Raw genomic sequence first — 15,445 nt, forward strand, 5'->3', positions numbered from 1 at the left:
ATTATGTGGGGAAAAGTACTTGGTTTTTGTTTTGGCTTTATGTTTGGCAAGTTTATCGGTGCCTTACTAGGCTTATACTTAGGCCATATGTTCGATCGCAGCTTAAAACAAGACTTTGATAAAGCCGGTGGGTTTTCTGGTTTGTTTAAAGGCGATGATATTAACGAACGTCAAGCGCTTTTCTTTTCTAGTTGTTTTGCGGTGATGGGGCATATTGCCAAATCAAATGGTCGTGTTAGTGAAACTCATATTCGAGCTGCCAGTGTCTTTATGGACGAAATGAGGCTGTCGGGTGATGAGCGTCGTGAAGCACAAGATGCCTTTCGTAGTGGTAAAGAAACAGATTTTTCATTAAAAGAAACCGTTCATGACTTTAAAGAGCGCTTTGCTCGACGCCATGATTTATTGCAATTATTCCTCGAAATCCAAATTCAAATGGCCTTTTCTGATGGCCACCTTGCAGAGCAAGAAAAGCAGCTATTGCAAGAGGTGAGCAAGCAGTTAGGTATTTCGCGCACCCAGTTCGCATTTTTGTTAAAGCGCTACCAAGCCGAGTTTGCATTTCGCCAGCAACAACAGCGCTTTTATGAGCAGCAACGCCAACAAGGCCAGCAAAGTCGCAGCAGTTATAGTGAACAAAGAGGGCACAGTGTGCCACCTAATAATGGCATGAATCGCGCGCAGGCATTGGCTCTTTTAGGCTTAAACAGTGATGCATCGGCACGAGATATTAAAGTTGCCTATCGAAAGCTCATGGCTCAGCATCACCCCGATAAATTAGTATCGCAAGGTTTACCAAAACACATGATGGAAGTAGCGGTAAAGAAAAGCCAAGATATTCAAGCGGCTTACGAGTATTTAAAAAAGGCGGCGTAAAAATCCATCAATTTCTTTGAGTAGCCTTTCGTGCTGCTCTGGCTCTGAAGGCACACCAAATAACTCTCTTTGTCGGTAGTCATATTTTGCGTGCTTTCTAACCCAACGTTTTCTATCTTTTACGCTTTGCAGTGTGTCAGGGTTACCTTCACTGTAAAAAATATCCAGTAATGGTGGGCTGATAGTTGAAAGCGTGGCATTAAGATGCTGGTTACGAATACTGTTAGGTAAATAGCTTCCTAAGCTAATAAAGGCATTTAGTTCGTTATTTGGAAAGCTAGCATAATGCTCAATCAAGAGCCCCGCACTGGCACCTTGCGCCACGACAATAATATTGCCACCTTCATCCATGGCACTGTTATACAAGGCATTGAATCTAGCAATTAACTTTAGTTTGTAATCATCAAGCACTGCTTCGCTAATATTTGGTTCACCAGTTACAAAATGAGGTGCTTGTTGTGTTTTAGCTGGTGGAGCTGAGTCAGCTTGCTGGTCATTTTGTGTTGTTGACTCAGTTTCAGAATTCTCAGTGGGCTCTGGCATCGTTATATCAGCAGGGTGCCAGTCAATGTCAGGCATGGTCATGGCAAGGGTCGCATAGCCAATTTCATTTAACTGCTTACGTAAAAAGTTGATTCCGGCATTATTAGTTGGAACATGCTGCCAATCAGGAATAATGAGTACAATTCCGCGTTGACTCGCTGCCATAGATTGGCGATATAAACTAATAAACTCATCTTCACCGGCAAGCAGAGTACGTACTTCATCACTTGGTAAAAAGCGTTGAATATCGTTAGTGACCAAACTTGACCAAGGGGTGGGTTTAATAAAATCGGCAGCATTCACATTACCCATCAACGCAAAACAGGCTGCGTAAACTAAGCAATGTGCGGGTTTTAACTTCATGCCGAAATTTCCTGAGTCTTAAATTAAATCAGTGATTAAATTAACTATCGGCAGTGTTGGTAAAATATTTAGCTAATTGTCTTAAAACTCAGGAGCTGCCTCAAAAACAAGCGTTTCACCACTGGCAGGGTGAGCTAAGGTTAGCATTTCGGCATGCAGTTGTAAGCGAGAAGCCATGGCGAATGCTTCGGGGTGCGCATACAACTTATCGCCTAAAATAGGGTGACCTAAAGACAACATGTGCACACGTAGTTGGTGAGAGCGCCCTGTAATAGGGGTCAGCTCGACGCGAGTTGCATTCTGTTCATACTCAAGCACTTTAAAGTGGGTTAATGACGGTTTGCCATTGTCGTGATCAACCATTTGCTTTGGGCGGTTTGGCCAATCACAAATAAGTGGTAAATCTACCGAACCAGTTTCTTGCTCAAGCTTACCAAATACACGAGCAATGTAGCGTTTCGCGGTTTTTCTATCTTGAAATTGAATGCTTAAATTACGATGCGCCTCTTTGTGCATAGCTAAACAAATAATGCCAGAGGTTGCCATATCAAGGCGATGAACAATTTTTGCCGTTGGAAAAACGCGATTAATGCGAGCAATAAGGCAGTCGGCGTGTTTTGGATCTTTTCCCGGCACAGTAAGTAAACCACTTGGTTTATTTACAATAAGCAAGTCATCGTCTTGATAAACAATACTTAAATAAGGTGTCATTGGGGGATTATAATTGAGTAACACAGCCAGCCTCGATGATATGCAAGGGCGCTATTTTAAAGGAGTATGAGCGCATACACAATGGCAGTGCTGGTTTTCAAGTATATGCTAACAAGTAGGACTCTGATTTTTTCCCCTTGTTTTGTTTGGCATAAAAAACGCGATGTGAAAGCACATCGCGTTTATGGTTTTTGTTTAGCGCTTCAACGTTAGTGAGAAACCACAATTAAACGAATAGCATCCAGTTTAACTTGGGCTTTTTCGATGTAAGTAGTGAGTTCACTGCGTTGCTTATCATAGAAGCTAAGCTCTTCATCACGAATATTAGGGTTGATTTGCTTAAGTGCTGTTAAGCGAGCTTGTTCTTCACCAAGGGCTGTTTGCATTTTCTCTAGTGATTCCGCACGGAGTGTTTCAAGCTTAGTTTGTGCCATGCCTTGTGCACTGGTGATCATTGGGTGAATGGCACTTTGTAACGCACTGGCTAACTTACTTGCAGTTTGGCGACCAACCGCAGACAGCTGCTGGTTGAAGGCATCAAAGGCAACATTGTCGGCTAAGTTATTGCTGCTCTTATCTAATAAGATACGAATTGGCGTTGGTGGCAAGAAGCGGCCAACCTGAAGTGCTTTTGGCGCCATCGCCTCAGCAATGAAAATGAGCTCAACAAAGAAGGTACCAGCAGGTAGCTTTTTGTTTTTCAGTAATGCCACAGAGGCAGTACCAAAGTCATCATCACAAATCATATCTAAGCTGCCTTGCACCATAGGGTGGTCCCAGCTGATGAAATGCGCGTCTTCTTGCGAAAGCGAGGTGCTACGATCAAACGTTACTGTGATGCCATCATCTTTCAAGCATGGGAAAGATGGATTTAGCATGTGCTCAGTTGGCTTTAAGATGATGGTATTTTCACCTTTATCCTCTTGGCTTACACCAAAGGTGTCGAACACATTGATCATATAACTTGGTAGCGTGAATTGATCATCTAACTCTTCGATATCAGCAACAAGACTTTCAGCTCGTCCTTGGCCACTTGAGTGCAGCTCTAATAAACGGTCACGACCACTTTCCATTTGTTTACGAAGCTTAGCATTTTGGCTGGCAACTTGTTCTAGTAGTGGGTCTAGCTCTTCTTCGTCACAGTTGTGTGCACCAATAAACTCAAGTAGTTCTTCGCCATATTCTTTATACAGCATTTGTCCTGTTGTCGATGTTGTTTCAAACGCATCTAAGCCTTCGTTGTACCAACGAAGTAACACTTCTTGTGCGGTGTTTTCGAAATACGGCACGTGGATGTTTACGTCTTGCGTTTGACCAATACGGTCAAGACGACCAATGCGTTGCTCGAGTAAGTCTGGATTAAGTGGTAAATCAAACAGTACTAGGTGATGCGAGAATTGGAAGTTACGACCTTCAGAACCAATTTCAGAACAAAGTAGAATTTGTGCGCTGTCGTACTCATCGGCAAAGTAAGCCGCTGCACGGTCACGTTCAACAATCGACATGCCTTCGTGGAACACCGAGGCTTTAATTGCTTCACGCTCACGTAAAATTTGTTCTAGGCTAAGTGCGGTTTCGGCTTTAGCACAAATAAGCAGTACTTTTTCGTGCTTAAGGGTTTTAAGTGTTTCAATTAACCAATCAACACGTGGGTCAAATGCACCCCAGCTGGCATTTTCACCTTCAAACTCTTGGAAGATTTTTTCAGGGAATAAAGCACGAAGTGCTGTTAGCTCAGCATTTTGAATGCCGCCCATATTACCTAGTACCGACATTGCCGTTTTATATTGTTTAGGCATTGCCATTGGATAAGCATGAAGCTTACGGCTTGGGTAACCATCAATACCGCTGCGGCTATTTCTAAATAAAATACGGCCTGTACCATGGCGGTCTAACAGCATTGATAGAATTTCGTTACGCGCCGTTTCATCACCTTGCTCTGCGTTAGCTAAAAGGTCAGTGATGTCGGTTTCTTTTAATAGCTCTTTTAAAGTTGCTCTAGATGCATCATCAAGGCCTTTTTCACCCAGTAATTGGTTGGCTGCTTCGGCAACCTCTTTGTAGTTACTTTCTTCTTCTACAAACGCATCGTAGTCGTAGAAACGATCTGGGTCGAGTAATTGCAAACGTGCAAAGTGACTACGGTGACCAAGTTGATCTGGCGTTGCAGTTAATAAGATAAGGCCCGGAATGTCTAGGCTTAACTCCGCCATACGTTGATATTCTGTGCTTGGCTTACCATTATTGATACTTAAATGGTGTGCTTCATCGACAACTAATAAATCCCAATCAGCCAGAGTTGCTTGCTCAAACCAGCGTTTTTTCTTGCTTAAAAACTCAAGGCTAGTAAGTACTAACTGTTCTGTTTCGAATACGTTTGGTGAGTCTGCAAATGCTTCATCACAACGTTCTTCATCAAAAATAGAAAAACGTAAGTTAAAGCGGCGTAGCATTTCTACTAACCACTGATGCTGAAGATTTTCAGGCACAACAATCAATACGCGGCTAGCACGGCCACTGATGATTTGTTGATGTAAAATCATACCCGCTTCAATGGTTTTACCTAAACCCACCTCATCAGAAAGTAATACGCGTGGCGCAAAACGTTTACCCACTTCTTGGGCGATATAAAGCTGATGCGGAATAAGGTTTGCACGCTGGCCAATTAAGCCTTTTAAAGGTGATTGTTGGCGCTCAAATTGATGCTGCCAAGTTTGGTAGCGAAGCGTATAGCGGTCAAAACGGTCTACTTGACCTGCAAATAAACGGTCTTGTGGTTTATTGAATTTGATAAAGTGATCTAAAAAGGTTTCTTTTAACTGGGCTTTTTCACCATTATCAACGCGAGTGCCGTGATAGCATAATAACTCGCCCTGCTGTTCAACAGACTCGACTTCTAATTCCCATTCTTCAACGCTGCGAATAATATCACCTGGATTAAATGCGACACGAGTAACAGGTGCTTCAGTTAAAGAATAAACTCTGTTTTCTCCACTGGCTGGAAATAAAATGCTGACCTGACGGCCTTCAAGGGCAACAACGGTGCCTAATCCTAAATCTGACTCTGTATCACTGATCCAACGCTGACCTAAGGAAAAATTCATGTATGTCTCGTCTATGAAGAAAAAAGGCGGCTATGTTACCTGTAACGCCATGCTACTTCAAGGTAGTAAACTCGCCGCACACAATTAAATTTAGTCAACCTTTTTAAGTCACTTTTACTGGTGAAAATATTAGTGATATCTGTATATATTTTAACCAGTTAAATAATTGTATATTTGTTTGTCATAAAAAGGACTTTTGTCGTAAATAGACTAAACTGAGTATATACCTAACGAATAAATCATAGCTTCATCCGCCGCTTGTTTAGTTTATTGGGTATAGCATAAAAATCATAAAACGTAAGGAAAGTGCTATGGAAAAAGCTTCGAACCTTGATAGTAAAATGTATGTGCTCGATACCAATGTATTACTCCACGAACCCCTCGCTTATTTATCTTTCCAAGAGCATGATGTTGTTATCCCCATGACAGTATTAGAAGAGCTTGACCATATTAAAGATAGAAAACACGATGTTAGTCGTGACGCCCGTGTTGCTATTCGTGGTTTAGATGAAGTGTTAAAAGACGCGTCTCCTGAGCAGATGTTGCAAGGGGTGGCACTGCCGAGTAATAAAAAGGCGAAAACAGAGTCTCGTGGCCGCCTAATTATCGTGAATGATCACTTATTTGCAGACAGTATTTCGGGTTTACCAGGCAACGAAAATGACCATCGTATTATCAATTGTGCAGTGCATTTGCAAAAGCAGCACAGCGACAGCAAAGTGGTGCTTGTAACAAAAGACATCAATATGCGCCTCAAGGCGAAGGGAGCCGGCCTTAAATTTGTTGAAGACTACAGAACAGACCAATTAATTGACGACATAGCCTTACTGACCAGCGGCTATAAAAAAATTGACGGAGACTTTTGGCAACAGGTTGGTGAGTGTGAAACTGAGCAGCAAGGCCGAGATACTTATCACCACGTAGCAAAAAATACGATTAGTGATGTGTTCTGCAATGAATATATTTTAGATGATAGCGATCACTTTGCGGCTCGAGTAACAAGCTACGATGATAAACAAATTACTTTAAAAGATATTAGTGTTGAGCGTTTGATGAGCCATACCGCTTGGGGTGTAAAACCTAAGAATGTGTATCAAGGGATGGCACTTGATGCGCTACTTGACCCAAGCATAGAACTAGTGATTTTAACGGGCCCAGCAGGCTGTGGTAAAACTCTGCTTGCTCTTGCCAGCGCCCTTGAAATGATCATTGAAAAAGGCATTTACGACAAAGTTATAGTCACCCGTAACACGCCAGAAATTGCTGAATCAATTGGCTTTTTACCCGGTACTGAAGAAGAGAAAATGGCCCCTTGGTTAGCAGCAATTACCGATACTTTAGAAGTGTTGCATAAAGGAGATGAAAACCCGATTTCGAGCCGTAATTATATTATGGAAAAAGCCAACGTACAGTTTAAATCGGTGAACTTTATGCGCGGCCGTAGCATTCAAAACGCCGTTGTTATTTTACAACCCCGAATTGGGGATATTTTAAAGTTTTTACCCCCTTGTTTTTATTGGCCTGTAGAAAAAGTAAAAAGAATTTCCAAAAAAATTGATTACCTTAGCTACTCTGAGCAGTCTCTCAACAATAAACCTTTACTCAAAATTTGTAATTTACAAGAAAAGTACAACACAAAGCCTAGCAACGATTCAATCTTTTGGGAGGCTGCGTAATGAAAAGCTCTATTGATAATCGAAATCCTCGTGTACTAGACACATCTGCATTAGTACATGATCCAAAATCTATTTTTAGCTACAAAGATGATATTTACATCTGTCTAACTGTCCTTGAAGAGCTTGATAACCTGAAAGAAAGAACTAATAAATCGGTAAGTGCCGATGCCCGTATGTGCATTAGAATGCTTGAAGACATTATAAATGGACATACAGCCGAGGAAATGGAAATAGGTATTCCTTTACCATCTACCGAAACAGCCCAGAGAGGAAAGCTTTTCATTGGAATTGACACTCAATTGGATCTGGCTAAGGAGTTAAAGCACGGGATAGGAAGTGATGCTGATAACAGAATAATTAATTATGCTTTATATCTTCAAAAAGAACTCAATAAAGACGTAATAATTGTTAGCCGTGACATTAATATGCGCTTGAAAGCTCGAACCGTAGGGGTCATGGCAGAAGACGTTGCCGTAGATAATCAAATATCAGATATTGATCTTTTATACACAGGGGTACAAGCCTTTAAAGGAGATCTTTTTGATCGAATTAAATCAGACAAAGACTTCAAGGTTTCAGGAGAAGTTTATACTTTCCCAATAAGTCTATTTAATGATGAAGTTCAGCCAAACATGTATTGGTACGATGAAGCTGGACACATTGGGCGAATTTCAGAAGTAACAGATACTGAGGTATTCACAAAGCTATTGCCTCGTAAACAAGAAAAAGTATGGGGCATTTTGCCTAAAAATCAGCGTCAGTCGGTAGCTTTAAGCCAATTAACAGACCCTTACTATGATTTAAATATCATCCTTGGTCCTGCTGGCTCCGGAAAAACTTTTTTGGCAGTTGCTTCGGCGCTGCATCAAGTATTGGAGTTGAAAAAGTACAAAAAAATCGTTGTGGTGCGCTCCAGAGACTTTATGGACGACGATCCGGGATTCTTACCGGGGGATTTAACTGAAAAATCAATGCCTCTTCTGGCAGGTATTACTGACGCATTAATTTCGATGCACTCGGATGATAATCATGAAGGAAATGTCTACGCTACAGTCGAGCATGTGATTGAAAAAGCCAATATAGAATTTACTAGCATGGCTTATTTTCGTGGCCGTTCAATAGACGATGCTGTTTTAATCATTGATGAAGCTCAAAACATGACTAGAGCGCAAATCAAGGGCATGTTAAGCCGTGGTGGGAAAAATTGTCGGACAATCGTATTGGGCAACCTAGCCCAGATTGACGATAAGTTTGTAACACCTGCTTCTTCTGGTGCAAGTGCGGCTGTTAATGTGTTTCGTCATTATGAAAAAGGATCAGTGCTGATTTTTGATGAAGTAGAGCGTAGTAGCTTGGCTGAATTCTCTGAAAAGAATATGTAGGCATCAAACTACCATTCACATTTCCTTATAATATTGCGACAATGGCCACTGCTTTTTGCAGTGGCTTTTCAGAGAAGCCCGTTCCCACGAAAACAGGACGAAATGGATTTACTCTGAACTAAAAGATTAAATATTCACATAAAAACTGAGTGACATAGGTGCGTGGCCTAGCGTTGCCGTTTTTTGGTGTATTGATGTCTTTTAATAAAGAAGACCTGCTAGTAAATATAAAAAGGCAGGCAAAACGATTATCTAAATTATTAACTATTCCCCTTGGACAAGCCCAAGAAGGGGCAGCTATTTGTCTATATGGCTGTGACAGTTACAGCGATTTACTAGTAAAAATAAAAGCTGAATCCTTTGATAACCCATTGATAGCACTGTCTGCACTCTCACCAAACTCGGAAATATTTTTAGTAAAAATATTAGCTAGCCACCTAGATAGCATTATTGGAAATTTTGAAAAAAAATTTCCCGGCTCCAATATAAATGAAGAGATGGTCGTATCCTTGTTTGGGCTTAGCTTTTCAGAGTTCAAACTCAAAATATCTACCTAAAGTTGTACAAATACGTAAGTTGTCATTTTGTTTTTTGGCGATATTATAATAAGAAGGCTGAACGGACAGCCTACGCCTACACATGTTTTTCGCCTTGAAAACGTGAACAGTGAAGCGGAGCATCCGTAAAAATTTGGTTATTTGAACAATAAATAAAGCAATGTGTTGGTAGGCCATTGTTTATTAAAAAGTTGTTTGGAGAACTAAATGATCTCACTTTATCAATTAAAGAATAAACTCAATAAACAAGCAAAAGAGTTTGCTGAGTTATTAGAGTTTCCTGATCTTTACGCCCAAGGCCTGTGGGCTAGAGGTGTTTATAACTGCCCTCATTTTTCTGATACCCATAATAGCCTCACTGAAGCATTTGAACAGAAAAAACTGGATTCAATTCTAAAGCACGATTCCCTGAAATATTTAATGATCAACGAACACGATGATCAAGAAATTATTGAATCGCTTCATAAAGAAATTGAGTCAATGGCAAACCGTATTGAAAGCCTGATGCTGGTAGATATTGAAACTTTAGATTTAGTTTCATTGATATACCAAGTTTTAGGGTTACCTGAAGATGCCAAGTTTATTGTTAATACAGGCGCAGACTTCCGCTTAGAGTGGCGACCATACTTTGATGCCTTTGATGATCCGTTGATAGTTCAATATGCAGATTTAAAAGTTCATGGTTGTTATTTCAGGCTCATAGCTTCAAAGTTTCCGGTTGAAAAGCTTTCCTTGGATGACATTAAAAAATACATGTACATCAATCATGTAAACCATAATGGTGAGTTCGAAGGCTGTATTTCTGAAGGAAATACATTTTCTAAGCATGTGCACTGGCTGGTGTTGACACTTGAATTATTCAGTAGCGGCAAAGTAAATAAGGCTCAGTTCAATCCAACAACCTTCAAAATCGAAGGTATGCGCTATTTGGTATACGGCTTCCCTCTGATTCCTTCCTTTGTATCTGATTGGCACAAACCTAATTTGTGTTTACGTGTTAAAAATCTAGATGGCGATCAGAAGTTCATTGTTCGTATCGATCAGCAAGATCTTGTTTTTTATGCGAGGCGCGTTGATACCAATTTTTTTAACACCATCGATTATGAAAAATACATTTCGTTGTATCAATCTAGTGTTCTGTCACATTTTGATGCTGACAACAATTTACTTAAAGTTGATGGGGTTAAATATCTAAGTTTCTTTCGTCCTTTTTCTGTAGAAGATATGAAAGGAGTTCAAGCATGAGACCTAGAGTAAAACTAACCAACGCAAAACTTATCTCAATTCAATCTGATACAGAGGAAAAAGTTGAACGGGTGCTTTACGGCACATTTGCTGACGAAAATGAAAATGGTAAAGAAGGAGATGCTTTATTCACGATAAAGGTTCTGGAAATCAATGGTCAAGAAAGTAAGTGCTTTGGTGTTGACTTTTATATCTTAGATGCTGTACCAAAAGAGTTTGATGTAAATGCATTTGAGTTTAATTTAATGCATGAGTGTATGTATTCTCCTAATAAGTTATTAGAGCTGCGAAATATGCTCCCGGCTAGTTATTAGTAAGGGAATACGTTGGATAGAATATATTTAAAGGATGCCTACATAGTATCTGTTTACGACTATAAAGAATTTGAAAAAATATTTCTTGGCGAGTTTTTATCAGGGGTGGTTATTGAAGATGAAACATTCAGGTTCCGGCCATTTCAGCAAATCGTGACTTCAAAGGTTGTTAGCAAATCTGCTGATGAGGATAAGTTAGAAATATACACACATAGTGAGAGTTGTTATGTGATTGATGCTGACCATAAGTTAATTGATATTTCGTTTGTTGAACTGGTTGTTATGAGGGCGGGAGCTTATTCGGTAGATCGAGTTTTAGAAATGAGAGAGCAACTTAAGTCTCAAAATAAAAGCCATTGAATAACGAAGATAAAAAGTCTGATGAGATTATTATTTGTCACTTACCTCTTTGAAAAAATTGACGTTAGTCAAATATTCATAAATGTTTACATGACATCAATTTACTTATTCGAAAATTTGTATTAGCATAGACAATGTATATTTTTATGAGAATTTTATGTCTAAAGCATTTTCAAAAGTCTTAGTAATAACGCTTATGCTGTTTGCCTTTGTAGGGCAAGCATTTGCGTATTCTGCTATGCCGTGCGAAATGTCATCAGGTTCTCACGAATCACACATGAACATGAACATGAACATGGATCATGGTGATATGAATAAAAGCAGTAATGGTCAATCAGAAGATTGTTGTGACGTTGAATGTGTTTGTCCTGCAAATGCTTGCTCATCTACGACAGTCCTAAATTCCAGTATTGATTCGACAGATATTCAAATATTGAGTGAATCTGTAGCTGCTCTGCAATCTAAACAACCTCATTCAATTTCCACTTCCCTTTATCGTCCACCAATTTTTGCCTAATACAGGATTAGTGCGTCTAAATTTCGCGCACATGTAATTAATTTTTCTGTTAGTCAATATAGCGTCGTAGCGCTATAGCTATTTTCCAGCGATGTCTGGGGGCAAAAATGATCAATAAGTATTTAAAAATAGCAGTTGTAATGCTGCTTTCACCTGCGTTTGCAAACGCCAATGAACATAAGCATGCACACAATAACGACGTAACACCTTTGGAGTTAATCGTTTATAAAACCCCTACTTGTGGGTGTTGTAAAAAATGGATAACTCATATTGAAGACAAAGGGATCGTTGCGCATTCCAAAGATTTCCGAAACATCGGCAATATCAAAACTAAGTATGGTATTAAACCTAATTACCGTTCATGCCACACGGCAGTGAGTAGAAATGGATTTGCCTTTGAAGGCCATGTACCCGCTAAGTTTATTCAGCAGTTCTTGTCAGAAGAGCACCCCAATGCGATTGGATTATCTGTCCCAGCAATGCCTGTTGGCTCTCCGGGTATGGAAGTCGGCGACCGCTTTATGTCATATAACGTATTAATTTTATTTAAAGATGGAACGAGTAAAGTATATGCAGAAGTTAAGGCTTATGAGGAGCAATTCTAATGAGATTAAATGTTTCAAGCCTTACTCTACTTTCAACTTCGCTAATGCTCGGCTTGTCTGTATTCTCAGCTCAAGCTGAGAAAGTAGTGTCACTTGAACAAGCTATCACCTTGGCTCAGCAAAATGATCCTTGGCTTCATGGGAGTCGGTTAAAACAAAGCGCGGTTGAAAATAGAAGTATCGCTTCAGGTACTTTGCCTGACCCCAAAGTATCACTAGGGATAATGAATTTACCAACAGATACTTGGGACTTAGATCAGGAAGGAATGACTCAACTAAAGGTTGGTGTTTCTCAAATGTTTCCTAGAGGTGATAGTTTAAAGATTAAACAAGAGCAATTAAAAATTGAGTCAACGAAATTTCCACTGCTACGAGAGGATCGTAAGGCTAAACTGATAAGCCAAGTATCACAGTTATGGTTAGATGCTTACTTAGCCCAACAAACCATTAAATTGATTGAAGCGGATTGGGCGCTCTTTGAGCAGATGGCGGAAGTTACTAAAGCTAGCTACTCAAATGTTGTTGGTAAAACCAGACAACAAGATGTTATTCGTGCTCAATTGGAAATCGTGCAGTTAGATGACCGATTAACTTCGCAAAAGCAGAAACTAGAAACAACAATCGCTCGCCTTAATGAGTGGCTTCATATCTACGATGCTGCTGGCTTGAATGAATCATTCAACTTTGATACGCAACCATTAGAGTTTAGGGTTTCTAAAAAGTTGCCTACAATTCATTTGAACAATTCAACAGTCCTAAAAGCATCTAATTACTCAAGAAATCTATTGGCTCAGGAGCTTTCGAATCACCCAGCCATACTTGCAATTGATATAAAACGCAAAGCTTCAGAAAAAGCAGTTGAGTTAGCTAAACAGCAATATGAGCCGCAATGGGGTGTTAATGCTAGTTATGCCTATCGTGACAATATGCCCTCTGGTGATAGCCGAGCTGATTTATTTTCTGTTGGAGTAACGTTTGATTTACCCTTGTTCACCGAGAACAGACAAGATAAGCAAGTTGCAGCTTCTATTGCAGATTCAGAGACTATTAAAACCGAGAAACTATTACTGACAAAGCAAATGATCAGTATGGTGGAAAAGGAGCTTAGACAGCTTAAGCGTTTATCTGATAGGCAATCTATCTATCAAGAACAACTCCTTAAACAAACTCATGACCAAGCAGAAGCGTCATTGACAGCTTACACAAATGATGATGGCGATTTTGCCGAAGTTGTTCGAGCAAGAATCGCAGAATTAAATGCCAGAATATCAGCCTTAAGAATTGATGTTGACGCACTTAAAACAGTTGCTCGTATCAACTATTTCTTTGCGCGTTCTCAATCTAACTCAAATGCTGAACATAAGTCGATGCAAACTTCACACAAAACTAATCAGCACTTATCCAATCAGCAATTTGGAGAAAAATAATGTCAACGAATACTAAAACAATTATTGCCATCATCATTGGTGCTGCACTAGGCGCAGGAGTATTGAGCTTATATCAAGGTGCAGGTTCAAACAGTAATAGAGATGAAACAACATCAGCAGAGAAAAAGCCTCTGTATTGGGTTGCACCGATGGATTCTAATTACCGCCGGGACAAGCCCGGTAAGTCGCCTATGGGGATGGATTTAATTCCTGTGTATGAGGAAGAATCATCTGGTGATGATTTTGGTCCCGGAGCAGTAAAAATTGCGCCTCATGTAGTGAATAACCTAGGGGTTCGCACTGCACCTGTTGAGCTGAAAAATATGCATACTGAAATATCAACGGTTGGTTACGTTCAATATGATGAAGATAAGCTAATTCATATCCACCCACGTGTTGATGGTTGGATTGAAAAACTCTATGTCAAAGCGGCAGGTAACCCTGTAGAGAAAGGGCAGCCTCTTTATACACTGTATTCTCCTCAGTTAGTTAACGCGCAAGAAGAACTTTTAATAGCTTTAAAGCGCGACAATAGTTCCTTAATTTCGGCGGCGAAAGATCGCCTTAAAGCGTTACAGCTTTCAGCAGATTTCATTCAAAAGCTAGAAAAGACTAGAAAAGTTCAGCAAACCATCACCTTTTATTCACCACAAGCAGGTGTTGTTGACGGTTTGAAGATTAGAGAAGGCTTTTATGTCAAGCCGGGAAACACCTTATTAAGCATTGGTCAACTAGAGCAAGTTTGGGTTGAAGCAGAAGTGTTTGAACGTGACGCAGCCTTAATTAAAGAAGGACTGCCTGTATCAATCACACTTGACTATTTACCCGGTGAGGACTGGGCTGGTGTCGTTGATTATGTTTATCCAACATTGAATAGTAAAACACGCACACTCAGAGTGAGACTGAAGTTTGACAACCCAGACTATCAATTAAAACCAAACATGTTTGCACAAGTCTCTATTCACGCTAATCAAGCTGATAGCACGATACTCGTACCTAAAGAAGCCGTCATTCGCACAGGTAAACAAGACAGAGTTGTACTTGCCTTGGGGGATGGGCAATTTAAGTCTATCGAAGTGACAATTGGCCGGGTTGATATCGATAGTATCGAAATCTTAGAGGGTCTTAATGAAGATGATGTTGTGGTGACATCTGCTCAATTCTTGATTGATTCTGAATCAAGTAAAAACTCTGATTTTAAACGAATGACTCATGACGAAGTGCCTAGCTCTGTTTGGATGGAAGGCGAAATCAACAGCGTCATGGCGGGACATCGTATGGTTAATATTACTCATGGGCCTGCTGAGGCTTGGGATTGGCCTGAAATGACAATGGACTTCGATGTGGGTGCAAAGGTAGATATTGATTCACTGAAGTCTGGTCAATCTTTGCACTTTGAAGTGAGCAAAACCGAAGACGGTGGATATGAAGTTACTGGAATTCATATCATGAGTGAGCCTGCTGATATGAGTGAAGAAGTATCATCAGCAACAGTATCAGGTTTAATTAATGCGATTGATATTGATACACGGATTCTAAATATTAGTAGAGGCCCAATAGATAAATGGGATAGGCCTGCTGCGACGATGGATTTTATCGTCGCGGACAATATAGAAATGGTTGATTTCAATGTCGGTGATAATCTCACTTTCACCTTTGAGGTAAGAGATGACTTAGTGATAACTGAAATTTCCCTTGAATCTGATGATCAACACGAGCATGAACAAAAAAGTGCTGTTGACCATTCGAATCATTAAGTGGGAGA

Annotated in this window: 14 protein-coding genes; 11 read left to right on the plus strand and 3 right to left on the minus strand. The window is 40.1% G+C overall.

The window, feature by feature from the left end:
* The first annotated feature begins 3 nt into the window (after positions 1–3).
* A complete protein-coding gene (djlA, locus tag E5N72_RS05435; protein ID WP_135923567.1) occupies positions 4–876 on the plus strand; it encodes a co-chaperone DjlA in 873 nt (290 codons plus the stop codon).
* Here the strand turns inward: djlA and E5N72_RS05440 are convergent.
* From E5N72_RS05440 to rapA, 3 genes are all read right to left on the minus strand, one after another.
* Positions 859–1,782, minus strand: coding sequence for a DUF3530 family protein (locus E5N72_RS05440; RefSeq protein ID WP_135923568.1), 924 nt, complete (start codon positions 1,780–1,782; stop codon positions 859–861). The two genes, djlA and E5N72_RS05440, sit on opposite strands and share 18 nt — an antisense overlap.
* Before the next feature lie 81 nt (positions 1,783–1,863).
* Complete coding sequence (rluA, locus tag E5N72_RS05445; protein WP_135923569.1) at positions 1,864–2,517, minus strand: bifunctional tRNA pseudouridine(32) synthase/23S rRNA pseudouridine(746) synthase RluA; 654 nt, start codon at positions 2,515–2,517, stop codon at positions 1,864–1,866.
* Positions 2,518–2,702: 185 nt separating this feature from the next.
* Entirely contained in the window at positions 2,703–5,597 is a 2,895-nt protein-coding gene (rapA, locus tag E5N72_RS05450; RefSeq protein ID WP_135923570.1) for an RNA polymerase-associated protein RapA, read from the minus strand.
* 311 nt (positions 5,598–5,908) lie between these two features.
* Between rapA and E5N72_RS05455 the strand changes: the two genes are divergently transcribed.
* The 10 genes from E5N72_RS05455 (at position 5,909) to E5N72_RS05500 (ending at position 15,437) form a co-directional block, all read left to right on the plus strand.
* The gene (locus E5N72_RS05455; RefSeq protein WP_135923571.1) at positions 5,909–7,273 is read left to right on the plus strand and encodes a PIN domain-containing protein; all 1,365 of its coding nucleotides are present in this window, start codon (positions 5,909–5,911) and stop codon (positions 7,271–7,273) included.
* Positions 7,273–8,655 (plus strand): PhoH family protein, encoded by a 1,383-nt coding sequence (locus E5N72_RS05460; protein ID WP_135923572.1) that lies wholly within the window; start codon positions 7,273–7,275, stop codon positions 8,653–8,655. Before E5N72_RS05455 ends, E5N72_RS05460 begins: the two co-directional genes overlap by 1 nt.
* Positions 8,656–8,849: 194 nt before the next feature.
* Complete coding sequence (locus E5N72_RS05465; RefSeq protein ID WP_076920056.1) at positions 8,850–9,212, plus strand: hypothetical protein; 363 nt, start codon at positions 8,850–8,852, stop codon at positions 9,210–9,212.
* A gap of 207 nt (positions 9,213–9,419) precedes the next feature.
* Positions 9,420–10,457 carry a hypothetical protein gene (locus E5N72_RS05470; RefSeq protein WP_135923573.1) on the plus strand — a complete coding sequence of 346 codons (1,038 nt, stop codon included), beginning with the start codon at positions 9,420–9,422 and terminating at the stop codon, positions 10,455–10,457.
* Complete coding sequence (locus E5N72_RS05475) at positions 10,454–10,771, plus strand: hypothetical protein (RefSeq protein ID WP_135923574.1); 318 nt, start codon at positions 10,454–10,456, stop codon at positions 10,769–10,771. Before E5N72_RS05470 ends, E5N72_RS05475 begins: the two co-directional genes overlap by 4 nt.
* A 12-nt stretch (positions 10,772–10,783) precedes the next feature.
* Complete coding sequence (locus tag E5N72_RS05480; RefSeq protein WP_135923575.1) at positions 10,784–11,131, plus strand: hypothetical protein; 348 nt, start codon at positions 10,784–10,786, stop codon at positions 11,129–11,131.
* A gap of 157 nt (positions 11,132–11,288) precedes the next feature.
* Positions 11,289–11,648, plus strand: coding sequence for a hypothetical protein (locus tag E5N72_RS05485; protein WP_135923576.1), 360 nt, complete (start codon positions 11,289–11,291; stop codon positions 11,646–11,648).
* 107 nt (positions 11,649–11,755) lie between these two features.
* A complete protein-coding gene (locus E5N72_RS05490; protein WP_016708256.1) occupies positions 11,756–12,253 on the plus strand; it encodes a DUF411 domain-containing protein in 498 nt (165 codons plus the stop codon).
* Positions 12,253–13,680 carry a TolC family protein gene (locus E5N72_RS05495; protein ID WP_135923577.1) on the plus strand — a complete coding sequence of 476 codons (1,428 nt, stop codon included), beginning with the start codon at positions 12,253–12,255 and terminating at the stop codon, positions 13,678–13,680. The genes E5N72_RS05490 and E5N72_RS05495 overlap by 1 nt, the downstream gene beginning before the upstream one ends.
* Positions 13,680–15,437: an efflux RND transporter periplasmic adaptor subunit gene (locus E5N72_RS05500; RefSeq protein ID WP_135923578.1), complete on the plus strand. Its 1,758-nt coding sequence runs from the start codon at positions 13,680–13,682 to the stop codon at positions 15,435–15,437. Before E5N72_RS05495 ends, E5N72_RS05500 begins: the two co-directional genes overlap by 1 nt.
* Positions 15,438–15,445 lie beyond the last annotated feature (8 nt).

The sequence above is a fragment of the Pseudoalteromonas sp. MEBiC 03607 genome (assembly GCF_004792295.1).
In the GTDB taxonomy this organism is placed as follows: Bacteria; Pseudomonadota; Gammaproteobacteria; order Enterobacterales; family Alteromonadaceae; genus Pseudoalteromonas; species Pseudoalteromonas lipolytica_C.

Excerpts from the sequence above, each read along its gene's own strand:
- E5N72_RS05500 (WP_135923578.1), top strand. The coding sequence starts at position 13,680 with ATGTCAACGAATACTAAAACAATTATTGCCATCATCATTGGTGCTGCA.
- E5N72_RS05475 (WP_135923574.1), top strand. The coding sequence starts at position 10,454 with ATGAGACCTAGAGTAAAACTAACCAACGCAAAACTTATCTCAATTCAA.
- E5N72_RS05460 (WP_135923572.1), top strand. The coding sequence starts at position 7,273 with ATGAAAAGCTCTATTGATAATCGAAATCCTCGTGTACTAGACACATCT.
- E5N72_RS05465 (WP_076920056.1), top strand. The coding sequence starts at position 8,850 with ATGTCTTTTAATAAAGAAGACCTGCTAGTAAATATAAAAAGGCAGGCA.
- E5N72_RS05470 (WP_135923573.1), top strand. The coding sequence starts at position 9,420 with ATGATCTCACTTTATCAATTAAAGAATAAACTCAATAAACAAGCAAAA.
- E5N72_RS05440 (WP_135923568.1), bottom strand. The coding sequence starts at position 1,782 with ATGAAGTTAAAACCCGCACATTGCTTAGTTTACGCAGCCTGTTTTGCG.
- E5N72_RS05455 (WP_135923571.1), top strand. The coding sequence starts at position 5,909 with ATGGAAAAAGCTTCGAACCTTGATAGTAAAATGTATGTGCTCGATACC.
- E5N72_RS05495 (WP_135923577.1), top strand. The coding sequence starts at position 12,253 with ATGAGATTAAATGTTTCAAGCCTTACTCTACTTTCAACTTCGCTAATG.
- E5N72_RS05485 (WP_135923576.1), top strand. The coding sequence starts at position 11,289 with ATGTCTAAAGCATTTTCAAAAGTCTTAGTAATAACGCTTATGCTGTTT.
- rapA (WP_135923570.1), bottom strand. The coding sequence starts at position 5,597 with ATGAATTTTTCCTTAGGTCAGCGTTGGATCAGTGATACAGAGTCAGAT.
- djlA (WP_135923567.1), top strand. The coding sequence starts at position 4 with ATGTGGGGAAAAGTACTTGGTTTTTGTTTTGGCTTTATGTTTGGCAAG.
- E5N72_RS05490 (WP_016708256.1), top strand. The coding sequence starts at position 11,756 with ATGATCAATAAGTATTTAAAAATAGCAGTTGTAATGCTGCTTTCACCT.